The sequence below is a fragment of the Paenibacillus sp. UNC496MF genome, assembly GCF_900113915.1.
GTDB lineage: Bacteria > Bacillota > Bacilli > Paenibacillales > Paenibacillaceae > Paenibacillus_Z > Paenibacillus_Z artemisiicola.
Map to the genome: position 1 here is coordinate 659976 of NZ_FORE01000005.1, position 21477 is coordinate 681452.

General features: G+C 61.1%; 21 protein-coding genes and 1 other RNA gene. All 22 read right to left on the minus strand.

Going from position 1 to position 21477, the window contains the following annotated elements; genetic code table 11:
- Positions 1-17 precede the first annotated feature (17 nt).
- Positions 18-426, minus strand: an RNA gene (gene rnpB, locus BMZ79_RS08080) — RNase P RNA component class A.
- A 120-nt stretch (positions 427-546) separates the two neighbouring features.
- Positions 547-1668 (minus strand): Nif3-like dinuclear metal center hexameric protein, encoded by a 1122-nt coding sequence (locus BMZ79_RS08085; protein ID WP_090638433.1) that lies wholly within the window; start codon positions 1666-1668, stop codon positions 547-549.
- The gene (locus BMZ79_RS08090) at positions 1632-2423 is read right to left on the minus strand and encodes a tRNA (adenine(22)-N(1))-methyltransferase (RefSeq protein WP_090638436.1); all 792 of its coding nucleotides are present in this window, start codon (positions 2421-2423) and stop codon (positions 1632-1634) included. The genes BMZ79_RS08085 and BMZ79_RS08090 overlap by 37 nt, the downstream gene beginning before the upstream one ends.
- Position 2424: 1 nt before the next feature.
- Positions 2425-3252 (minus strand): hypothetical protein, encoded by an 828-nt coding sequence (locus tag BMZ79_RS08095; protein ID WP_090638438.1) that lies wholly within the window; start codon positions 3250-3252, stop codon positions 2425-2427.
- A 115-nt stretch (positions 3253-3367) separates the two neighbouring features.
- On the minus strand, positions 3368-4495 hold the full coding sequence (gene rpoD, locus BMZ79_RS08100) for an RNA polymerase sigma factor RpoD (RefSeq protein ID WP_090638441.1): 1128 nt from the start codon (positions 4493-4495) through the stop codon (positions 3368-3370).
- 33 nt (positions 4496-4528) lie between these two features.
- A complete protein-coding gene (gene dnaG, locus BMZ79_RS08105) occupies positions 4529-6376 on the minus strand; it encodes a DNA primase (RefSeq protein ID WP_090638444.1) in 1848 nt (615 codons plus the stop codon).
- Positions 6377-6417: 41 nt separating this feature from the next.
- Complete coding sequence (locus tag BMZ79_RS08110) at positions 6418-6885, minus strand: YaiI/YqxD family protein (RefSeq protein ID WP_177222048.1); 468 nt, start codon at positions 6883-6885, stop codon at positions 6418-6420.
- Between the two features lie 80 nt (positions 6886-6965).
- Positions 6966-7784, minus strand: coding sequence for a pyruvate, water dikinase regulatory protein (locus tag BMZ79_RS08115; RefSeq protein ID WP_090638447.1), 819 nt, complete (start codon positions 7782-7784; stop codon positions 6966-6968).
- Positions 7785-7925: 141 nt separating this feature from the next.
- Positions 7926-10007 (minus strand): glycine--tRNA ligase subunit beta, encoded by a 2082-nt coding sequence (glyS, locus tag BMZ79_RS08120; protein WP_090638449.1) that lies wholly within the window; start codon positions 10005-10007, stop codon positions 7926-7928.
- Positions 10000-10887: a glycine--tRNA ligase subunit alpha gene (glyQ, locus tag BMZ79_RS08125; protein ID WP_090638452.1), complete on the minus strand. Its 888-nt coding sequence runs from the start codon at positions 10885-10887 to the stop codon at positions 10000-10002. The genes glyS and glyQ overlap by 8 nt, the downstream gene beginning before the upstream one ends.
- Positions 10888-11218: 331 nt before the next feature.
- Positions 11219-11965 carry a DNA repair protein RecO gene (gene recO / locus BMZ79_RS08130; protein WP_090638455.1) on the minus strand — a complete coding sequence of 249 codons (747 nt, stop codon included), beginning with the start codon at positions 11963-11965 and terminating at the stop codon, positions 11219-11221.
- A gap of 31 nt (positions 11966-11996) precedes the next feature.
- Positions 11997-12146 carry a YqzL family protein gene (locus tag BMZ79_RS08135; RefSeq protein WP_090638456.1) on the minus strand — a complete coding sequence of 50 codons (150 nt, stop codon included), beginning with the start codon at positions 12144-12146 and terminating at the stop codon, positions 11997-11999.
- Positions 12147-12264: 118 nt separating this feature from the next.
- Entirely contained in the window at positions 12265-13191 is a 927-nt protein-coding gene (gene era / locus BMZ79_RS08140) for a GTPase Era (RefSeq protein ID WP_090638459.1), read from the minus strand.
- 38 nt (positions 13192-13229) lie between these two features.
- Positions 13230-13667, minus strand: coding sequence for a cytidine deaminase (gene cdd, locus BMZ79_RS08145; RefSeq protein ID WP_090638461.1), 438 nt, complete (start codon positions 13665-13667; stop codon positions 13230-13232).
- A gap of 21 nt (positions 13668-13688) precedes the next feature.
- Positions 13689-14039 (minus strand): diacylglycerol kinase family protein, encoded by a 351-nt coding sequence (locus BMZ79_RS08150; RefSeq protein ID WP_090638463.1) that lies wholly within the window; start codon positions 14037-14039, stop codon positions 13689-13691.
- Between the two features lies 1 nt (position 14040).
- Positions 14041-14538, minus strand: coding sequence for an rRNA maturation RNase YbeY (gene ybeY, locus BMZ79_RS08155; protein ID WP_090638465.1), 498 nt, complete (start codon positions 14536-14538; stop codon positions 14041-14043).
- Positions 14535-16781, minus strand: a complete 2247-nt coding sequence (locus BMZ79_RS08160) for an HD family phosphohydrolase (protein WP_090638467.1) — start codon at positions 16779-16781, stop codon at positions 14535-14537. Before BMZ79_RS08160 ends, ybeY begins: the two co-directional genes overlap by 4 nt.
- A gap of 451 nt (positions 16782-17232) precedes the next feature.
- Positions 17233-18207, minus strand: coding sequence for a PhoH family protein (locus tag BMZ79_RS08170; protein WP_090638472.1), 975 nt, complete (start codon positions 18205-18207; stop codon positions 17233-17235).
- 6 nt (positions 18208-18213) lie between these two features.
- The gene (yqfD, locus tag BMZ79_RS08175) at positions 18214-19407 is read right to left on the minus strand and encodes a sporulation protein YqfD (protein WP_090638475.1); all 1194 of its coding nucleotides are present in this window, start codon (positions 19405-19407) and stop codon (positions 18214-18216) included.
- Between the two features lie 12 nt (positions 19408-19419).
- On the minus strand, positions 19420-19698 hold the full coding sequence (gene yqfC / locus BMZ79_RS08180; protein WP_090638477.1) for a sporulation protein YqfC: 279 nt from the start codon (positions 19696-19698) through the stop codon (positions 19420-19422).
- A gap of 146 nt (positions 19699-19844) precedes the next feature.
- Positions 19845-20429, minus strand: a complete 585-nt coding sequence (locus BMZ79_RS08185) for a single stranded DNA-binding domain-containing protein (protein ID WP_090638480.1) — start codon at positions 20427-20429, stop codon at positions 19845-19847.
- A gap of 47 nt (positions 20430-20476) precedes the next feature.
- The gene (gene floA / locus BMZ79_RS08190; RefSeq protein ID WP_090638482.1) at positions 20477-21463 is read right to left on the minus strand and encodes a flotillin-like protein FloA; all 987 of its coding nucleotides are present in this window, start codon (positions 21461-21463) and stop codon (positions 20477-20479) included.
- Positions 21464-21477: the final 14 nt, after the last annotated feature.

Below are 21477 nucleotides of genomic sequence, written 5' to 3' on the forward strand. Positions count from 1 at the left end.
GCGGGTTATTTGAGCATATGGAAAGCTTGCCGTAAGCCGGGTTCTGTGCTTCGCGTGGTCAAACGGGAACTACCCTCCCACTTATGAAGCGACAATCATCTATCTAGGCCGGCCATTGCTGACCGGCTCAAGCGACCAACCCGAACGCTCCCCGGGCAAGGGTTGCAGCGCGAGGCTGCCGCGTTCTCTCGGTCTTGCTCCAGATGGGGTTTACCAGCACCGTTGTCGCCAACGGTCCTCGTGGTCTCTTACACCACGGTTCCACCCTTGCCTGTGCCGCGTCGTTATCGCAGCCATCGGCGGTCCATTTCTGTGGCACTATCCTTCGGCTCGCGCCGACTGGACGTTATCCAGCATCTTCGCCCTACGGAGCCCGGACTTTCCTCTCGCGGCAACAAGGCCGCCAGCGATTGTCTGTCAAACTTTCCGCGTATTCAATAGTATACTAAGAACGCGGCCAAACCTCAAGGCGGAATCGCGCATTGGCCGCTTTTACTTGCGCAGGGCAACTCCGGCAGCGCTGTTAGCGGCTTCCCGCGGCGGCGCCTACAGGAACCGGAACGGCTCCGTGTCGACCTGCGACGGCATCGTTTCCGTGGCGTAGCCGCGCCGCCGCAGCTCCTGACGGAGCCAGTCGGCCAGGCGCGGCTTCATGAGCTTCTCGATGTTGTGGCCGGGATCGATGACCGCGAGCCCGGCCGCCAGCGCGTCGTGCGCGGTATGGTAATCGATATCGCCGGTGACCAGCACGTCGGCGCCCGCGAAGGACGCGTGGCGGATATAGCGAGAGCCCGAACCGCCCAGCACCGCTACCTTGCGGACGGGCCGCTCCGGATCGCCGACGAGGCGGAGCATCGGCACGCCGAAGGCGGCTTTGGCCCTCGCCGCGAGCTCGCCCAGCTTCACCGGCTCCGGCAGCTTCCCGACCCTTCCGAGCCCGAAGACGCGGCCCTTCAGCTCGACGGCGTAGAGATCGTACGCGACCTCCTCGTACGGATGCGCCTTCAGCATCGCCTGCACGACTTTGCGGTGCGCGCTGTGCGGCACGATCGTCTCGATCCGGACCTCCTTGACGCGCTCCAGCCGGCCGGCTTCGCCGATGAACGGCTGCGCGCCTTCGCCCGGCTTGAACGTGCCGACGCCGTCGATGTTGAAGCTGCAGTGGCTGTAGCCGCCGATCTGGCCGGCGCCGGCGTTCCAGACCGCCTGCAGCACCTGCTCGTGATGCGTCTCCGGCACGAAGACGACGAGCTTGTACAGCTTGTCCGTGTGGACGTCCTCCAGCGCCGAGCGCCCCTCCGCGGGCACGCCGAGCATGTCGGCCATCCAATCGTTGATGCCGCCGTCCGCAACGTCCAAATTCGTATGCGCGATATAGACCGCGATATCGTGCTTGATCAGCTTCTCGTACAGCTTGCCCGCGGGCGTAGAGGTGTCGAGCTTGGCCAGCGGCCGGAAAATGATCGCGTGGTGCGCGACGATCAGCTCGACGCCGGCCGCGATCGCTTCGTCGACGACCTCCGGCGTGACGTCGAGCGCCACGAGCACCTTCGTCACTTCCTTCTGCAGCGTGCCGAGCTGCAGGCCGATCTTGTCGTTTTCCATGGCGATATGCTTCGGCGCCAGCTGCTCTACGAGCTGGACGACGGTTTGACCGTTTGCAAACAAGACAGCACCTCCTCGATCGCTTCCATTTCTTCGCGCAGCTGCGCTTCCTTGCCGCGCGATTCCGCGAGCTCGGACTGTTCGAGCTGCGCGCGGATCCGCTTCAGCTTGCCGTGTTCCTGCCGCCACTTCTCCGGCAGCAGCTCCGCCCGCTGGCGCAGCAGGTACGGGCCCATGCGGAACAGCCAGAAGCGCTTCCGCTCCGCGTTCATACCGGCCGGCAGGAAGGCGGGATCGTACACCTGCGCGTTCGTGACGTCCGGCGGGCTGTCCGCTTCGCGAAGCGCGCGCAGCACTTCGTACAGCTTCCCGTCCTCCTCCAGCAGCCACTCGCCCTGCAGCACGTAGCCGTGCTCGAAGAGCCACCGGCGAACGAGCTCCTCGCCGACGTTCGGCTGCAGCACCAGCTCGCGGACGCCTTCCAGCTTGCCGGCAAGACGGCCCGTCTCCAAAATTTCCGCCATCAGGCTGCCGCCCATCCCCGCGATGGTGACGGTATCGGCTTCGCCGGGCTCGAGAACGGCCAGCCCGTTCCCTTTTCGCGCCGCGACGGCCTTCGCCAGTCCGGCTTCGGCGATCTGGCGCTTCGCCGCCTGCAGCGGCCCGTCGTTCAGTTCTCCCGCGATCGCCGACGGGCATTTCCCGGTTTGCACCAGGTAGACCGGCAGCAGCGCGTGGTCGGAGCCGATATCGGCGGCGCGCGCGCCCGCGGTCACGCGGTCCGCGATCGTTTGTAATCGTTTCGACAGCTTTATCATGTTAGGCAACCCACGCAATCCATTGTTTTCGAAGCGAGAAGAGCAAGGCCCCTCCCGCGATGATTTTGACGATCAGCTGCAGTTGAATCCCGCCCGCCGCGTCCGCGAACAGCGCGGCGTACAGCTCCGGCATGAACCAGGCGAGCGCGCCGGCCGCGAACAGCATCGAGGCCGCCGGCTTCGTCCACCGCTGCACGAACCAGCTGAACCAGCCGAACACGAACGACAGCGGCACCCAGTACAGCTGAATTTCGTACCACGCCGGCGCGTTCGTCTTGTTGGCCAGCAGCCAGGCATAGACGAGGAAGGACGCCAGCCAGCCGCACAGATGCAGCAACGGGATGCGGGCGCCGATGCCGAACGCGACCCAGGCGAGCGCGCACGCCGACAGGAGCCCGGCCTTCCAGCCCCAAGCTTGCAGCTCGTGCAGCTGCAGCATGTACAGGCCCGCGCCGAGCATGAGCAGCATGCCGGCGCCGATTAGGCCCAGGCCGGCGGACTCACTTCGTATCCGGTACTTTTGACCTAGAATAAGCAAGGTATAAACGCCCGTCACGCTGACCGCGATTTGCAATACCGGATGAAAAACGTTAAAATAAAGAACAATAAAACAAATCAAGGAAAATATTCCAAATGTAAGCAGCCATTGTTTCGCCGATGCTTCCTTGACGACGACCGCCGCTCTGCCCGCGAACGAAGCAGGCTTCCGGGACTCTCCTTCTTCCAAATACAGATTAAGCAGAAAGTCGCAATACTGCTCGGGCAGCAATTTGGTCCGCTGCCAATGCTCGATCTCTTTGACAATCGTTTTACGTCGTTCCTGGTCCATGGCAGTCCTGTCGTCCCTCGCTTAACGTCAAGTTGGCCTTCATCGAAGCAGCGGCGATCCGGTCCGTTTCTTCAAAAAAGACCTTGCTGCACGAAGCAGTAAGGTCCCGGAATGACTATTCGAGAAAATCTTTCAACCGTTTGCTGCGGGACGGATGCCGCAGCTTGCGCAGCGCCTTCGCTTCGATTTGGCGAATCCGTTCGCGCGTGACGCCAAACACTTTGCCCACTTCCTCCAGCGTGCGGGTACGGCCGTCGTCCAGGCCGAAACGAAGCCTCAGCACGTTCTCCTCGCGCTCCGTAAGCGTATCGAGCACGTCCTCCAGCTGTTCCTTCAGCAGCTCGTACGCGGCGGCGTCCGCCGGTGCGAGCGCCTCCTGGTCCTCGATGAAATCTCCCAAGTGCGAGTCGTCTTCTTCCCCGATCGGCGTTTCAAGCGACACCGGCTCCTGCGCGATTTTCATGATTTCCCGGACTTTCTCCGTGCTCAGATCCATTTCCGCCGCGATTTCTTCCGGACTCGGCTCGCGACCCAGCTCCTGCAGCAGCTGACGGGATACCCGGACGAGCTTGTTGATCGTTTCCACCATATGAACCGGAATCCGGATCGTGCGCGCCTGGTCCGCGATCGCGCGGGTGATCGCTTGTCTGATCCACCAAGTGGCGTACGTGCTGAATTTGTACCCTTTCGTATGGTCGAACTTCTCGACGGCTTTGATCAAGCCCATGTTGCCTTCCTGAATCAAATCCAAGAACAGCATGCCGCGGCCGACGTAGCGCTTGGCGATGCTGACGACGAGCCGGAGGTTCGCTTCGGCCAGTCTGCGCTTCGCTTCTTCGTCGCCGTGCTCGATGCGCTTGGCGAGTTCGACTTCGTCGTCCGCCGACAGCAGCGGGACGCGGCCGATTTCCTTCAAGTACATCCGGACGGGATCGTTTATTTTAATGCCGGGCGGGAGCGCCAAGTCATCGTCGAAGTTGAAGTCGTCCTGATCCCGTTCCTGATCTTCCCTGCCGCCGAGCGGAAGATCTTCGTCGTTCTCGTTTACCACTTCGATGCCGATATCGTCAAGCTGCTCGAAAAACTCGTCGATTTGTTCCGGGTCCTGATCGAACGGCGAGAGCTTCTCCATAATTTCTTTGTAGGTTAAGGAGGATCTCTTCTTTCCGTGTTCAATCAGCTGTTCCTTGACGAGTTCCAGCTTTTGTTCCGTATCCAGTTCAGTATGTTGATCATTCGCCATATTCCGACTCCCTCCTCCCTAGAAACGATCATCCTACCGACCTTTAAGCTGTCTCTCTAGGGCTATAATCTCACTTGCAATTTGTGCCGCTTTCAGCATATCGCCGGACCGCTCCGCCCGAACCATGGCTTCTTTTTTCTCTTCGACTTCCCGTAGTTTAGGCACCTTGACGATTTCGTTGACGTAATCGTCGAGCAGCTGCTCGTCGAAAGGCATATCGTCGTCCATCATCAAGATCGAAGCGGCCGTCCGTTCCAGACGGTCATCCTGAAGCGATGCAATAAACCGGCTAACATCCGGATCATGGCCTTGCGCATAATAAGCATATAAATAAGCAGCAAGCGCTGCGTGATCCTCCACGTGGAACGCTTCCCCGAGCTTCCGATGCACCGCGCCGGCCGTATCCGCGCTTTGCAGCATTTGCGCAAGCAGCTTGCGCTCGGCTACCTGGTACGCGGGCAGCACCGGCGGCGCCGAGGACTTCCGGCGGTTTTCACGGTTTTCATTCCTACCATTATTCCACGAATTGTCGTTATTATCCCTTTGCGGTTTCATTTTTTGAAGCTGCTGCCGTTCGTTAAAACAGTCCTGCTTCAGCGATTCCAGGGACATATCGAACTCCCGGGACAGCTCCTTCAAGTAAAATTCCCGCTCTGTCGGCGAATCCAGCACGGCGATGATGCGTACGGCTTCAAGCAAGTAATTTTTCTGTCCCTCTTCTTCTAGGAGTATATGGTTTTTCTTTGCATATAATAATTTAAATTTTGTGGCGGACACCGGATGTTCGATAATTTCGCGCATGAAGGCGTGCGCGCCGTTGGCTTCGATGAACTCGTCCGGGTCCATGCCCTTCGGCAGCATGGCCACCTGCACCTTCAGTCCGGCCTTCTCCAGGATCGGAATCGACTTCAGCGCCGCGGCTTGTCCCGCATTGTCTCCGTCATAGCAGATCACCGCTTCGTCCGCGTTGCGCTGCAGCACCGCCGCATGCTCCTCCGTCAGGGACGTTCCCATCGAAGCCACGCCGTTCTGAACGCCGGCGCTCCACGCCTTCACGATGTCCATGTACCCTTCAAACAAAACGACGCGCCTGTTCTTGCGCATCGCCGCCCTGGCATGATGAAAATTGTACAAATTCCGGCTCTTGTTGAAGAGCATCGTCTCGGGGGAATTCAAATACTTCGGCTGACCCTCGCCGAGCATCCGTCCCGCAAGCGCGATCGGCTTGCCGTCCCGATTCCAGATGGGAAACATGATCCGGTCCCGGAAACGGTCGATGTATCCGCTCCTGTCCTGCTTGCCGATGAGCAGCCCGCCCTTCTCCATCAAAGACAGGTCGAATTCCCGCTTCTCCAGAAAGCGCGCGAGCGTATCCCATTCCGGCGGCGCGTAGCCGATCGAAAAGTGATCGATCTGCTTGTCGGTTACGCCGCGCGAACGCAAGTATTGCAGAGCCGGTTGTCCGTGCGTCGTGTTCATAAGCAAATAATGATACAATTTCACCGCCAGTTCATGGGCTTGAACCAGCTTGTCGCGTTCTCCGTTCCCTTCGTCGCCGCGCTGACCTTCCGGCGCGCCGCCCCACGCGATCGGGATTCCGGCTTCTTCCGCCATGACGCGAACGGCCTCGGGAAACGAATATTCTTCGATTTCCTCGATGAACTTAATCGCGTTACCGCCCTTGCCGCAGCCGTAGCAGTAGAAAATCCCTTTCTCGGGGGTGACCGTGAACGACGGCGTCTTCTCCGAATGGAACGGGCAAAGCCCCTTCATGTATTTCCCGTGCTTCGAGAGGTGAACGTACTTCGCTACCGTTTCGACGATATCGTGGTGCTTGAGCACCGCTTCGATAACGGAATCCGGTATTTTCCCGTAAGCCATACTCTTTCACCTTCATCCTGAATAACAAGTAATACTATTCGCTACGGTTCACCATTCTCCTGCCGAGATTCCAAAACTTTTGTCAGCTTTTGCTGAAAGCGGTACCGGTCCTCGTCCGTCATCGCTCTCGGCCCTTTCGTCCTTCCGCCTCCCCGCCGCCGTTTCGCAAGCGCGTGCCTGCGTTCCATCAAATAATCGATGTTGCGGTCGTGGTACTGCTCGCCCCTCGGGGAAAGGGCAACCGCTCCCCGGGCAAGCGCGATCGTGGCCAGCCCGAAATCCTGGGTCACGACGATATCGCCGCGCCGCACGCGGTTCGCGATGTACAAATCGACCGACTGGTCGCTGCGGTCGACCTGCATGATCTCGACCCCGGCCTCCTGCTGAAGCCGGTGGTCGTGCGAAGCGACCATCAGCACCGGCACGCCGCGCGCCCGGGCCGCTTCGACAATTTCCCGCTTCACCGGACACGCATCGGCATCGACTACGATCGTTGGCTCCGCCGTCAACTTAGCACCACCGTATCTTCAAGTGTAACTTCCGTACTATTATATACGGCAAATAACCAAAAAATCCTGCTTTCCCGCGCTCAAACGGATTCGATGTGTTCGAGGATCAGGCTGGCCGTCTCTTCGACCGCCTTGTGGGAGACGTCGATGACGAGACAGCCGATTTTCTCCATGACCGAGGCGGCATACTGCAGCTCGAACTCGATTCGGTCCGCCTTCGCGTACGACGCGCTGTCCGGCAGGCCGAGCGCCTTGAGCCGTTCTTTTCGGATCCCGTTCAGATAATGCACGTCGATGGTGAGGCCGACGACCTTCTCCTTGGGAATTTGGAACAGCTCCGGCGGCGGTCCGACTTCCGGAATGAGCGGTACGTTCGCGACCTTGAACTGCTTATGCGCCAAGTACATCGACAGCGGCGTCTTGGACGTCCGCGACACCCCGACGAGCACGATGTCCGCTTTCAGAATGCCCGTCGTGTCGCGCATGTCGTCGTACTTGACGGCGAACTCGACGGCATCGACCTTGCGGAAATAGTTTTCGTCCAGCACGTGGTTCAGTCCCGGCTCCTGGCGCGCCTTGCGGTCCGTCTTTTGCTCCAGGCTTTGGATGAGCGAGCCCAGCAGGTCGATGGCCGTCACGCCGTGGTTCTCCGCCAGCTGGAGCATCGCTTCCCGCAAGCCCGGAAGCACGAGGGTGTACAGCATGATCGCGCCGTGCTGCTTCGCCTGCGCGACGTAACGCTCGAGCGAGGCTTCGTCGTGCACGAACGGAACCCGGCGGATTTCCGTATGAATGGGATGAAATTGGGCTACCGCAGCCCTGACGACAAGCTCGCCGGTATCGCCGGCGGAATCGGAAACGACGTAGATGATCACTTCAGGCTGTGTATCGGCTGCCATTTCAATCCCCTCTCCAAAGATAGTCGGGTTACTAATACGCGTTTCCGCGCCTAAAGTTGCGCTTTGCTCTCGGCTTTGCTTTCGGCATTGTTCAAAGCCGCGTTTGCTTCCCTATATAAAGCTGCGATTCTCCGGGACTCCTTACCACACCAGCTTCGAAAAATCCGCCACCCGGTTGACGCTGCCCGCGATCGAAGCCAGCGTCGCCAGGCGGTTCGCCCGTACGGTTTCGTCCTCGGCCATGACCATGACGCGGTCGAAGTAGGCATTGATCGGGTCCTTCAAAGCGGACAGCTTCACGATCGCGGCGGCGGCTGCGCCTTGCGAGACGAGCGAATCGATCTCGTCGCGCACCGACGTCCAGGCGCCGTACAGCTCGCCTTCCGCCGCTTCGGCGAACAAGGCCGGCTTTACTTCGTCCGACGTTGCTTTCGCCGCCAGGTTGCAGACGCGGTTCAGCGCGTCCACGACGGCCTTGAATTCCTCGCGGCGCTCGCCGGCCGCGGCAGCCGTCAGCGCTGCGGCGCGATCGACCGTCTGGCGCAGGTCGTTGTAGCCGACGGCCATGACGGCGTCGATGACGTCGTAGCGCACGCTCTGCTCCGTGAGCACGTTCTTCACGCGCAGGGCGAAGAATTCGTAGAGGTCCTTGCGTACGTCGGCGGCATCGCGCTTCATGTCGCGGGCGGCGTGCACCTCGAGCGACAGATCGAACAGCGTGCCGAGCGGCAGCTTCAAGCCGTGCGACAAGACGATCTGCACGATGCCCGCCGCTTGGCGGCGAAGCGCGTACGGATCCTGGGAGCCCGTCGGAATGATGCCGATGGAGAAGCAGCCGACGATCGTGTCGATTTTGTCCGCGAGGCTGACGATGGCTCCCGCGACGGAAGCCGGCGCCCGGTCTCCGGCGAAGCGCGGCTGGTAGTGCTCGTTGATCGCCCGCGCCACGGCTTCCCGTTCGCCGGCTTTGCGCGCGTAGTCCTCTCCCATGATGCCCTGAAGCTCGGGGAACTCATACACCATTTGCGTCACGAGATCGAACTTGCAGATCGCCGCCGCGCGCGCGGCATCGGCCGCGTCCTGCGCGTCCAGCGAGAGCGCGGCCGCCAGCTTGCCCGTCGTCTCCACGATCCGGCGGACTTTGTCGGCAACCGTGCCGAGCTCCTCGTGATAGACGATCGTCTCCAATTTAGCCAGCGCGTCGCCGATGGCGAGCTTCTGATCCTCGGCGTAGAAGAACTTCGCGTCGGACAGCCGCGCGCGCAGCACCTTCTCGTTGCCTTTCGCCACGTTCTCGATGGACGTCCGGTCGCCGTTGCGCACCGTCACGAAGTAAGGCAGCAGCTTTCCGTTGCCGTCCAGCACCGGGAAATACCGCTGATGCTCGCGCATCGACGTGATAAGCACGTCCTGCGGAATGTTCAGGAACGATTCGTCGAACGAGCCGAACAGCGCGTTCGGGTACTCGACGAGGAAGACGACTTCCTCCAACAGATCTTCCTTGACGGCGATATGCCAGCCCTTCTCGGCGGACAGCGCGTCGATCTGCGCCACGATCAGCGCTTCCCGCTCGGCCGCGTCGGCGATGACGTGCTGTTCCTTCAAGCGCGCGACGTAGCCGGCCGGCGTCGGGATATCCGTTTCCGCGCCGAGGAAGCGATGGCCGCGCGTCGTACGGCCGCTGCTTACCGCCGTGATTTCGAGCGGCACGACTTCGTCGCCGTACAAGGCGACCAGCCATTTGATCGGGCGCACGAAGCGCAGGTCGTAGCTGCCCCAGCGCATGTTTTTCGGGAAGGACATCGACGTGATCAGCGACGTCAGCCCTTCCGGCAGCACGTCGGCCGTCGCGTTGCCGATGCTGCTCTTGTTCGCGTAGACGTATTCGACCCCGCCGATTTCCTTGAAGAAAAAGTCCTTCGGATCGACGCCCTGGCTGCGGGCGAAGCCGAGCGCGGCCTTGCTCCATTCGCCGTTCTCGCCTCCCGCGATTTTGCGGGACGGCCCCTTCACTTCCTCATGGACGTCGGCCTGATTCTCCTCGACGGCGCGAACGAGCACCGCGATGCGGCGCGGCGTGCCGTACGCTTCGATTTCGCCGTGCGCGATGCGGCTCGATTCCAGCCATTTGGCGGTCTTTTCTTTCAATTGGTTCATGGCGCCGCGCACGAAGCGGGCCGGCACCTCTTCCAGTCCGATTTCCAGCAGCAAATCCTTAGCCATTGGCGTTCGCTCCTTTCTTGAGCATCGGGAAGCCGAGACGCTCGCGCTCTTCCAAGTACGTCGCCGCGCACGCGCGCGCCAGGTTGCGAACGCGCATGATGTAGCCCGTCCGCTCCGTGACGCTGATCGCGCCGCGCGCATCCAGCAAGTTGAACGTGTGCGAACATTTCAGCACGTAGTCGTAGGCCGGGAAGACGAGCTTATGCTCCATCGTTTTCTTCGCTTCTTCCTCGTACATGTTGAACAGCGAGAACAGCATCGCCGTGTCCGACGTTTCGAACGTGTATTTCGAATGCTCGTATTCCGGCTGCAGGAAGACGTCGCCATACGTTACGCCGTCCACCCATTCCAGATCGAACACGTTTTCCTTCTCCTGAATGTAGGAGGCAAGGCGCTCCATGCCGTACGTGATTTCCACGGCGACGGGATTCGCGTCGATGCCTCCGACCTGCTGGAAGTACGTAAACTGCGTGATTTCCATGCCGTTCAGCCACACTTCCCAGCCAAGTCCCCAGGCGCCGAGCGTGGGCGATTCCCAGTTGTCTTCCACGAACCGGATGTCGTGATGCAGCGGATCGACGCCGAGCCGCTTCAGGCTTTCCAAGTACAGCTCCTGGATGTTGTCGGGCGACGGCTTCAGAATGACTTGAAACTGATGATGCTGGTACAGCCGGTTCGGATTCTCCCCGTAGCGGCCGTCCGCCGGACGGCGGGAAGGCTCGACGTACGCGACGTTCCACGGCTCGGGGCCGATGGAGCGCAGGAACGTCATCGGATTCATCGTGCCGGCGCCCTTCTCCGTATCGTACGGCTGGACAAGAATGCAATTTTGTTCCGCCCAGAACTGCTGCAGCGTCAAAATCATGGTCTGAAAATTCATGCGCTTCTTCTCTCCTTCATTCATAGTGAACGTCAAAAAAAGCTTCCGTCTCTACGTCTGAACTACAGACATAGGGACGAAAGCTTGCGCTTCCGCGGTTCCACCCTACTTGGCTCTCCGTCCGCGCAACCTTGCGACGGCGGCGACAGCCCGCTTTTCGATACGGTAAACTCCGGAGCGCCCTTCGCCGCGCAGGTCCGTCCGGGCTTCCACTATCCCCGGCTCGCTTCAATCGGACGGCATACCGACTACTTTCTCCATCATCGTTTGTACACATAATAACCTATCTTATCAATTCCAGGTCGCCGTGTCAATCGCAGCCAAAAGCCGTTCAAATCGAATACTTATCCATTTGGTCCAGGAACGCGCGCGACTTCAGCGGAAGGCCGATATGCGTATCCATCAGGAGCCGCATCGCCTTCTTCAGCTCCTGCTTCGTCTCGTCCTTGAGCTGCACGTTGCCGAGCCGCCGAAGATCCATGCCCTGGTAGACGCGCAGCAGCTTGAGCGCGCTTTCGCTAAGCGGCAGCGCCTGCGGGTCCTTGTAGGCGCAGCGGCTGCACAGAATGCCGCCGCTTCTCGCGGTCAGCGCCATAGGCCCCGCCGCGTTGCCGCACGACGCGCAGACGGAGAAATCCGGCCCGTACCCGGCCGCCTGCAAAATTTTCATCTCGAACAGCTGCGTGGTCACGAGCGGATCCTTGCCTTCGGCGAGCGAGCCGAGGCAGGCCTTCAGCTGCTCGAACATGAACGCGCCGGCGTCTTCCTCCTGCAGCGCGCGGTCTACCAGCTCCGCGGCGTAGGATGCGTAGGCCGCCAAATCCAGCTGCTCACGCAAAACATGGTGAGATTCGATAATCTCACCATGCGTCAACGTTCCCAGGCCGCTGCTGCGAAAAAATAGAAACTCCCCGTGCGTGAACAGCTGCGAAAGGGAGCCGTGGCGGCTTTTCAGTTTCTTCGCGCCGCGGACGACGACGCCGGCTTTGCCGTTCGTGTTCGTCAGCAGCGTGACGATTTTGTTGCCTTCCCCGTAATCGGTGCTTCGGATGACGATCCCTTCGACCCGGTACTGCATGAGCCTCTCCCCCAACAAACTCCGTGTACGGCTAAGTGGCGCCGTCGCTTTCGGCCGCGGGCTCCCCTTCCTCATCGTCGGAAACGGACTCGGCCGGCGCGTGGCGCTCCATCTCCCGGTACAGCAAGAAAGCTTCCACATCCCCGGTCAGCGTAAAATACTTCCACGAAAAAGTTCGCATTCGTATTCATCCTTTCCGCGCTCAGAAATGTTGCTCACGGATTAGGATGCGATGATCGAAGAGCCCTTATCCCAGCCAAATTATTGCTTATCCGGCGGCGCGGCCGGCGTCCATCGCGTCAATCGTTGCGGAAGCCGAGGTCCTTCAGAACCCGGTCCTGGTTGCGCCAATCTTTCTTCACCTTGACCCACAGCTCCAGAAACACGCGGGAGCCGAGCAGCGTCTCGATGTCGCGCCGCGCTTCCTTGCCGACCTGCTTCAGCAAGGCGCCCTGCTTGCCGATGACGATGCCCTTCTGCGAATCGCGCTCGACGAAGATCACCGCGCCGATATAGACGACGCCGTTGTCCTGCACGCGCATGTCTTCGATGGCGACGGCGATGGAATGCGGCACTTCTTCACGTGTGAGGTGCAGAATCTTCTCGCGGACGAGCTCGGCGCAGACGAACTGCTCCGGGTGGTCCGTCACCTGATCCGCCGGGTAATACTGCGGGCCTTCCGGCAAATAATCGCCGAGCACCTTCAGCAGCGTATTGACGTTGTTGCCCTGCAGCGCGGAGATCGGAATGACCTCGGCGAAATCGTACAGCTCTTTATATTGGACGATGAGCGGCAGCAGCGCGTCCGGCTCGATCTTGTCGATTTTGTTCATGACGAGGAACACCGGCGTGTTGACCTTCTTCAGCGCTTCGATGATGAAGCGGTCGCCGCCGCCCAGTCCTTCGGAGACGTCGATCAGGAAGAGCGCCGCATCCACTTCCCCGAGCGTGCCGATGGCCGACTTCACCATGAAATCGCCCAGCTTCGAGGTCGGCTTGTGGATGCCCGGCGTATCGAGGAACACGATTTGCGAACGGTCCGTCGTGTACACGCCGTGGATTTTGTTGCGCGTCGTCTGCGGCTTGTCCGACATGATCGCGATTTTCTGGCCGATGACTTCGTTGATCAGCGTCGACTTGCCGACGTTCGGCCGTCCGACGATCGCGACGAAGCCGGAGCGGAATTTTTCTTTGGATCCTTTGGACCCGGTCGTAGTCGTATTCATAGGTGGTCTAATGTCCCCTTCCAGGCATTACGCTATCGTTAAACTTCTTCCAGCTGCTTCGACGAGAACGCGCCGGGCAGCAGCTCTTCCACGGTCATGACGTTCCAATCGCCCTTCGTATTGCCCATGACGACGGGCATGCCGGGCGCGCATAGCTCCACGAGCACCTGGCGGCAAACGCCGCAAGGCGTGATCGGCAGATCGGTGTCGCCGACGACGGCGATCGCCTTGAAGCTCTTCGCCGCGCGGCCGTCGGCGATCGCCCGGAAGAGCGCGGTCCGTTCGGCGCAGTTCGTCGGGCTGTACGCCGCGTTCTCGACGTTGCAGCCGAGATGGACGGCGCCCTCCGCGTCGAGCAGCGCCGCTCCGACTTGAAAATGCGAATACGGCACGTACGCCTTCCCCTTCGCTTCGATCGCTTGTTCCATCAGCTGCCGGTATGGCTCCGGCAGCGGTTGTTTGGCGGTTTCGGACATGGCGGTCCTTCCTTTCTCTTCTTAAGGCACGATATGCGGTCCGAACACGATCAGGCCGACGATGACGGCCATGACCGCCGCCACGAGCACCGCGCCCGCGGCCGCGTCCTTGGCGGCCTTCGCGAGCGGATGCGGGCCCGGACTGGCCAGGTCGACGACGTGCTCGACGGCCGTGTTCAGCAGTTCCGCCCCCAGCACCATGCCCTGCGCGATGAAGATCGCCAGCCATTCCGTCCGCGACAGTCCCGCGAGCCAGCCGGCGGCATTGACCGCGACGACCGCGACGAGATGCAGGCGCATGTTCGCTTCCGTGCGAACGGAAGCGCGGACGCCGGCCCACGCGAAGGCGACGCTGCGGAGGAACCGGCGCATCTTAGCGGGTCAGGCCGGCCTGCTGCAGCACCGCTTCCTGCTTCCGGGTCATGACGGCCTCGCTCTCCTCGTCCTGATGGTCGTAGCCGATCAGGTGCAGGAACCCGTGCACGAACAGAAAGCCCAGCTCCCGCTCCAGCGAATGGCCGTACTCTTCGCTCTGCAGCTTGGCGCGTTCCGCGGAAATGATGATGTCGCCGAGCATGCCGTCGTACGGGATCGGGTCGCTCTCGTCGTCCACTTCGTAAATGATGTCCAGCTCTTCGTCCGTTTCTTCCTTCATCGCGAAGGACAAGACGTCCGTCGGACGGTCGATGTTGCGGTATTCCTTGTTCAATTGGTGGATTTCCGCGTCGTCGACGAACGAAAGGGTCACTTCGCCTTCCGTCATGCCCTCCGCTTCGCCCGCCAGCCGCAGCAGCCGCTCCAGCACGCCGACGAACGCTTCGGAAATCGCCACCTTGTCTTGATCGTTGTTCCAGTCCAACTGCAAACTCATGCCAGCCGCTCCTTTGGTTTCGCGTCTTCCGGATATTCGATGCGCGAATGAAAAATGCCCACGATGGTTTCTTTCAACGTTTGCGCGATTTTCTCCAGCTCTTTCAGCGTCAGGTCGCATTCGTTGAATTGATCGTCGTCGAGACGCCCTTTGATGATTTTGTGAATCATCGATTCCACCTGCTCCATGGTCGGGCTGCGCATGCTGCGCACGGCCGCCTCGACGCTGTCGGCGATGCCGACGATGGCGGCTTCCTTCGACTGGGCTTTCGGGCCCGGATAGCGGAAGTCCTCCTCGGTGAAATCGGGCTCGACGCCCGCTTCGTCCGCCAATTTGAGCGCCTTGTGGTAGAAGAACTTCAAAAACGTCGTGCCGTGATGCTGCTCCGCGATATCGCGGATCGGCTTCGGCAGCTTGTGGCTCTTCAGCATTTCCACGCCGTCGCGCGCATGCGCGATGATGATCGATTTGCTGAGCTTCGGATCGATCGAATCGTGCGGATTTTCATAGTTTGTCTGATTCTCGATAAAATAACTGGGCCGCTTCGTTTTCCCGATATCGTGATAGAACGAGCCGACGCGGCACAAGAGGCCGTTGGCGCCGATCGCTTCCGCCGCGGCTTCGGACAGGTTGCCCACCATGACGCTGTGATGATACGTGCCCGGCGTTTCCGTCAGCAGCTTGCGCAGCAGCGGGTGGTTCGGATTCGACAGTTCGACCAGCTTCAGCGCCGACAGAATGCCGAACGTCACTTCGAAGAACGGCATGAGGCCGACCACGAGAATCGCCGTCAGCAGCCCGCTCGCGAACGCGAAAGCCACGGTCATGATCAAATCGGTCTTGGCCGGCAGCTCGCCGAGCAGAATGATCGCGAGCGCCGAAGCCGACCCGAACAGGCTGGCCATGATGCCGGCCTTGAGAATCGTCGACCGCTGGCTCGCCCGGTGAATGGCGAAGATGGCCGCGAACGAGACGACCGCCGTCGTGAAGCCGTAATTGAAATCGAAGATCCGGCCGGATTCCGAATTGAAAATGATGCTGCCCATGATGGCGAACACGAACGAGCTCACGACTGCCAGCTGCACGTCGAGCAGCAGCACGATCAGCATCGCGCCCATCGCCGTCGGCGCCAAATAGCCGACGTACGGCATCGTCGACGTCTGGGTCAGCTCCACGATATGCATCGCCAGGACGTTGAGCAAGTAGATGAGCAGCAGCATGCACAGCTGCGCGTTGGTGTACCCCGTTCGCGTGCCGCCGCTCAAATTCGACGCCTTCTCCAGATAGCCGTAGATGACGATCAGAAACAGCGCCGAGAACAGCAGCAGGCCGAGCTGCGGCCAATAGTTTTTCTTCGTCTGCAGCAGGCCGAACGAAGCGAGCCGGTCGTACATTTCCTTGTTGATGACGTCGCCCTTGTGGACGAGCACGTCGCCCTGCTTGATGACGACCGGCGGCGTGTTCTCCTTGGCCGCCACGCGGGCGTCGTTCGTCGCCTGCTTGTCGAGGAATTTGTTCGGCATGATCGCGTACCGCGCCAGCTCCTGCACGATCTCCCGCGACTTGCGCTCGCTGAGCGAGCTGGCGTTGACGAGCTCCGCCACCTTCGTGCGGGCCGTTTCCGCCTCCCGCAGCGAGTCGCCCATCAGCTTGTGGACGATCGATACCGCCACGACCTGCATTTCGTTCAATTGCGTCGGCGTCAGCTGCGGCATTTTATAAAACGTCTCTTCCGGGATGCGGTACGCCTGTTCCTTGACGACGCTCGCCATCTCTTCCAGCAGCGAGTCGTTATACGTGCCGTTCCCTTTGTTGGACCGGACGAACTGATCGACGTAGTCGATGTACATTTGCGGAATTTCGCTGCGATAGATCGCCACTTTGTTCTCGAGCGAGACTTGATCGTCCTGGTTCAGCTGTTCCATCCGCGCGAAGACCTGCTCCAGCAGCGTTTCGTTGCGGAGCGCGACGATGGAATAGATCGACTCCACCTGCTCGGCCGCCTGCTCCTGCGCCTGCAGCGTCGCCTTCTCGTCCTTGATCTCCATCGGCGCTTCGATATCGCGGTCGCTCGCCTTGTTCAGCTCGATGTGATACGTCTTCGGAAGCAGATGCGGCGCCAGACTGAAATAAAAAAGCAGCACGAAGAGCAGCAGCAGCAGCCAGCGAACGGCACCGCTGTTCCTCCACCCGCTCCAATCGAACGTCTTCGCTTCCTCCTGACCGGTCTGCTGGTTCTCCATCGTTGCTATCCTCCTAGAGCGTGCATCCCCCAAATCCCCCGAACGTCGCGGGACCTCCAGGGACTTCGTCCCTTGGACCCTGTCTGAACGGTTCGCGCATGCGATTCGGTCTCCAAGGAGCGTTTCGCTTTCGCGCGTCCCCTGCCCGCGGCGGATGCCGGCTTCGCCGTCCCTGCAAGCGCGAAAAGGCTTGCCGTCCGGCGGCTTGAAGAGATTTTATACCTTCCGGCCGCCCGAACACAAGCCCATTAAACGAATTTCATTTTTGCGAAACCCGCCCCGCGCGCCCGCTTCCCGGGCGTTTCCGTTCGGCTTCGGCAACATGCGTATACGATTCGTCCGGACGCGCCGTTTTGCGGGCGGCGTTCGCGCGCCGAAGCCGAACGGGCCGGACCGCCGAAAAAAGAACGAGCAAAGCGCGTGCGAACGCTTTGCCGTTCATGCCGTATGTTTATTCGCCCCGGTTCTCCGCGTCCAAGTTGTAAGCGGTAATGATTTTTTGCACCAGCGAATGCCGGACCACGTCCTGCTCGCCGAAGACGATGAAGCCGATTTCCGGGATGTCGCGCAGGATCCGCTGCGCCTCGATGAGGCCGGAGCGCTTGCCCCGCGGCAGGTCGATCTGGGTAACGTCGCCGGTGATGACCATCTTGGAGCCGAAGCCGAGCCGCGTCAGGAACATCTTCATTTGCTCCGGCGTCGTGTTCTGCGCCTCGTCCAGGATGATGAACGAATCCTCGAGCGTCCGTCCGCGCATGTAGGCGAGCGGCGCGACTTCGATCAGGCCGCGTTCGAACGCTTTCGTCGTCTGATCCGGGCCCAGCACGTCGTGCAGCGCGTCGTAGAGCGGCCGCAGGTACGGATCGACCTTCTCCTGCAGATCGCCCGGCAGGAAGCCGAGATTCTCGCCCGCTTCCACGGCGGGGCGGGTCAGGACGATCCGCTTGACCGCGCCTTCCTTGAGCGCCGCGACGGCCAGCACGACGGCCAGATACGTTTTGCCCGTCCCGGCCGGGCCGATGCCGAAGACGACGTCCATTTTCTTGATCGTTTTGACGTACGTCCGCTGGCCGATCGTCTTGACGCGAATCGGCTTGCCGCGGAACGTCGTCGTGATTTCCGCCTTGAACAGGTCGAGCAGCTGGTCGGCCTGCAGCGTGCGGGACAGGTCGAGCGCGTACGCGATATCCCGCTCCGAGGGCGAATAGCCGCCTCTGACGAGCTGCTGCAGCACCGTGTAGAACTGCTCGAGCGATTCGACTTCGTCCGCCGGGCCGGAGATCGCGATCTCCGCCTCGCGCGACATGATGTCGGAGGACGACTGCTGCTGCACGAGCCGCAAATATTTATCCTGCGGGCCGAACAATGCCAGCCCTTCCGCGGCGTTCGCGAGCGGAATTTTGACTACTTTGAATTCATTCGGCAAACATACTCAGTCCCCTTGCATTTGAACTAACGGTCTCTCTTTCACGATCGATTGGTCCACCTCGAAAAACACTTTCAAATAAACTTTACCATTGTCCGTCTTTTCATGCAAAATGTTTTCCGCGAGCACCTGGGCGCCGGGCCCGACTTTGGCCAGCAAATCGGCCTTCGCCTGCTCGATGCCCTCCGCTTTGGCTTCCTCGACGCTGACCGTCTGCTGCTGCATCTTGACTTCCATAATCGTTTCCTTCATCCGCCCGAACGGCAGCTTCAGCGTCCGCCAAGCCGCCCGTTCCTCTTCCGTCACGCGTTCGTACATGGCGAACGGGATTTTGCCGAAGCCGCTCACCTGAAGGCCCCGGCCGCCCGCGACGCCGTACCAGATCACTTTCTTGTTGCCCGTGTATACTTTCGTCGTCCGCGTAAGCGGCGATACGATGTCGTATTCGTGCCAGACGATCCCTTTCACCTCGCCCTTCGCCACGACCGCCTTGCCGTTCGCCGCGTCGCCGAGAAGGCCCGAGATCAGAACGTCGCCCTGCTTGACCTTCATGTTCGGCCGGACCACCGGGTTGCCGGACTCCGCCATGACCTTCGTGACGACCGCGTCCGTGGAGGCGACGAGATGGCGGGGATTGAGCGGCGCCTTCGGTTCCGGCGTCGCCGATTCCACGATCCGGATCGTCACGTGCGTGCCCCGTTTCTCCACGCCGATCCAGGCCGCCCCGGGCAGCTTCTGCGCGAGATGGCGCGACAGGACGGACGAGTCCTCCAGCCGGAACGACCATTGGAACGGGTACAGTCCCTCCGCCTTGGCCGCCTGCAGGATTTGCTCCTCGGACAGCTTGTCGTTGCCCTGCACGTCGATCGACCAGACGAGCGAGGAGAGCAAGTACATCCCGACGAAGAACAGGACGAGCCCCGCCGCAAAAAAAACGCGCTTCCGCATCCGCTGCAGCCAGAACGGCATGCCGAGCCGCTCCCGGACATGCACCCGGCAGCCTGTCCGCTTCAGCAGCGGCCGCAAGCGGAAAAAGTCGCCCAAGACGACGTAGCCCAACAGCTCGCCTTCCTTCGTGCGGCGAATGGACCACAGCCGCAGTCCATCCGCGAGCGCTTCGTTCACGAGCCGCTCCGTCTCCTGGCCGCGTATGGTGACCGCGACGTAGCCCCGCAGCCATTGCATCCATGTCGCATCCATTTGTACGCCCCCTTATTCTCGGACCTCGATATTTTTGATAATGCCTTCCACGAACACTTCTTCCGTCCAAATGGTACGAATGACCAGGTCGCTCCCGGTCACCTCGAGTTCGCCTTTACTCAGGGCCAGTCGCAGCTTGTCGCTGGAGAAATGCAGGACGCCGCGATGGTTCTCAATATACAGCTGCCGGTCGCCGATCATCGTGAGACGGGGCAAATCCATAACGACGTCCTGCGGCAGGTCCAGCAAATCGGCAGCCATTTTTCGAAGTTTGCGGTTGATGCGGCGCATCCTGGCAGAGGCCCCCCTTCCCGTACTGTACCAAACTATGCGGGATGATTCTGAAATATGAGAACGGCGAAGCCTCTCGCGAGCCGGCCGCGCAAATAAAAAAAGCACCCGTTCCGAAAGGAACGGATGCTTGCGGCGAACGCCGGTTACTTCTGCTTGAGCGGCCGCTTCGATCTGGGCGGGCCGAGCACCTCGGACATGACGAACGCCTGCCGCAGGTCCTGGCCGCGCGGGGCGCGGAACGACGCGCCGCCCGGCTGCGGCCGAGCGGATGCCGGAAGCGGCGAGCCCGCGGACGGCTTCGGCCGCGCCTCGGCGGCCCGCTCCGCTTCGAGCGCGCGTCCCAGCAGCGTTTCGCCGGTCAGCTCGGCGCCGGCCGCTTCCGCGCTTGCGCTGCCGCCAGAGGGCTTCAGGTGCGACGTATACACCGAGCCGCCCAGAGGGCCGGACGTTTCCGGCGGCGCGACGGACGCGCCGGAAGGCCGGACGGTCTCCGGCCGCGGCTTCGCCTGCTGCGGAACGGGGCGGGCTTGCGGCCGCTGCGGCTGCGCCGGCCGGTCGGCTTGCGGCCGGGCTTGCGGCCGGCCTGCCGGTCCGCCGCCGAACGGCGGCATCCGGTTGCCGCCGGGATTTTGCCTGCCGCGCGCCTTGTTCAGCAGCGAGAGCAGAATCCCCGCGATGATGATGACCACGTAAATATTCGAGAACAGCAGCTTCAGCAGCTCTTCCATGCGGTTACCTCCCCGTCCGGATCAAGCCGCGAAAAGGCTGGCGGCCATTACCGCTCATCCTTCTCGGTCCCGTCTTTGCCGATCGAATTCCGCATGCTCGTATCGGCTTCGATGTTTTTGAAGTTCATGTAATCCAGCACGCCGATTTTGCCGGACTTGAGCGCCTCGGACATGGCGAGCGGCACTTGGGACTCCGCTTCCACGACGAGCGCGCGCATCTCTACGACGCGGGCTTTCATCTCCTGCTCCTGCGCGACGGCCATGGCGCGGCGCTCTTCCGCCTTCGCCTGGGCGATCCGTTTGTCGGCTTCCGCTTGCTCCGTCTGCAGATGGGCGCCGATGTTTTTGCCGACGTCGACGTCCGCGATGTCGATGGACAGAATCTCGAACGCCGTTCCGGCATCGAGCCCCTTGCCGAGCACCGTACGGGAAATGAGATCCGGATTTTCAAGCACGTCCTTGTGCGACTCGGATGAGCCCACCGTCGTGACGATGCCTTCGCCGACGCGGGCGATGATCGTTTCTTCGCCGGCGCCGCCGACGAGCCGGTCGATGTTCGCGCGCACGGTGACGCGGGCTTTGACCTTCACTTCGATGCCGTTCTTGGCGACCGCGGCGACGATCGGCGTCTCGATGACGCGCGGGTTGACGCTCATCTGCACGGCCTGGAGCACGTCGCGGCCCGCGAGATCGATCGCGGCGGCGCGTTCGAATTCCAGCTCGATGTTGGCGCGCTGCGCCGCGATCAGGGAGTTGACGACCCGGTCGACGTTGCCGCCGGCCAGAAAATGGCTTTCCAGCTGATTGATCGTGAGGCCGAGCCCGGCCTTGGTCGCCTTGATCAGCGGATTGACGATGCGGCTCGGGACGACGCGGCGCAGCCGCATGGCGACGAGCGTGATGATGCCGACGCGGACGCCGGACGCGAGCGCGGAGATCCACAGCATGATCGGGAAGAAGCTCAAAAATACGGAAATGGCGATTACGGCAAGCACGACGATGATAATGATCGTCACGGTCGGATCAAGCGTCACTGAAATCCCTCCAA

Coding starts and splice junctions, on each gene's coding strand:
- BMZ79_RS08090 (WP_090638436.1), bottom strand. CDS start 2,423: ATGATAAAGCTGTCGAAACGATTACAAACGATCGCGGACCGCGTGACC.
- BMZ79_RS08095 (WP_090638438.1), bottom strand. CDS start 3,252: ATGGACCAGGAACGACGTAAAACGATTGTCAAAGAGATCGAGCATTGG.
- rpoD (WP_090638441.1), bottom strand. CDS start 4,495: ATGGCGAATGATCAACATACTGAACTGGATACGGAACAAAAGCTGGAA.
- dnaG (WP_090638444.1), bottom strand. CDS start 6,376: ATGGCTTACGGGAAAATACCGGATTCCGTTATCGAAGCGGTGCTCAAG.
- BMZ79_RS08115 (WP_090638447.1), bottom strand. CDS start 7,784: ATGGCAGCCGATACACAGCCTGAAGTGATCATCTACGTCGTTTCCGAT.
- glyS (WP_090638449.1), bottom strand. CDS start 10,007: ATGGCTAAGGATTTGCTGCTGGAAATCGGACTGGAAGAGGTGCCGGCC.
- glyQ (WP_090638452.1), bottom strand. CDS start 10,887: ATGAATTTTCAGACCATGATTTTGACGCTGCAGCAGTTCTGGGCGGAA.
- recO (WP_090638455.1), bottom strand. CDS start 11,965: ATGCAGTACCGGGTCGAAGGGATCGTCATCCGAAGCACCGATTACGGG.
- BMZ79_RS08135 (WP_090638456.1), bottom strand. CDS start 12,146: ATGCGAACTTTTTCGTGGAAGTATTTTACGCTGACCGGGGATGTGGAA.
- era (WP_090638459.1), bottom strand. CDS start 13,191: ATGAATACGACTACGACCGGGTCCAAAGGATCCAAAGAAAAATTCCGC.
- cdd (WP_090638461.1), bottom strand. CDS start 13,667: ATGTCCGAAACCGCCAAACAACCGCTGCCGGAGCCATACCGGCAGCTG.
- BMZ79_RS08150 (WP_090638463.1), bottom strand. CDS start 14,039: ATGCGCCGGTTCCTCCGCAGCGTCGCCTTCGCGTGGGCCGGCGTCCGC.
- ybeY (WP_090638465.1), bottom strand. CDS start 14,538: ATGAGTTTGCAGTTGGACTGGAACAACGATCAAGACAAGGTGGCGATT.
- BMZ79_RS08160 (WP_090638467.1), bottom strand. CDS start 16,781: ATGGAGAACCAGCAGACCGGTCAGGAGGAAGCGAAGACGTTCGATTGG.
- yqfD (WP_090638475.1), bottom strand. CDS start 19,407: ATGGATGCGACATGGATGCAATGGCTGCGGGGCTACGTCGCGGTCACC.
- yqfC (WP_090638477.1), bottom strand. CDS start 19,698: ATGCGCCGCATCAACCGCAAACTTCGAAAAATGGCTGCCGATTTGCTG.
- BMZ79_RS08185 (WP_090638480.1), bottom strand. CDS start 20,429: ATGGAAGAGCTGCTGAAGCTGCTGTTCTCGAATATTTACGTGGTCATC.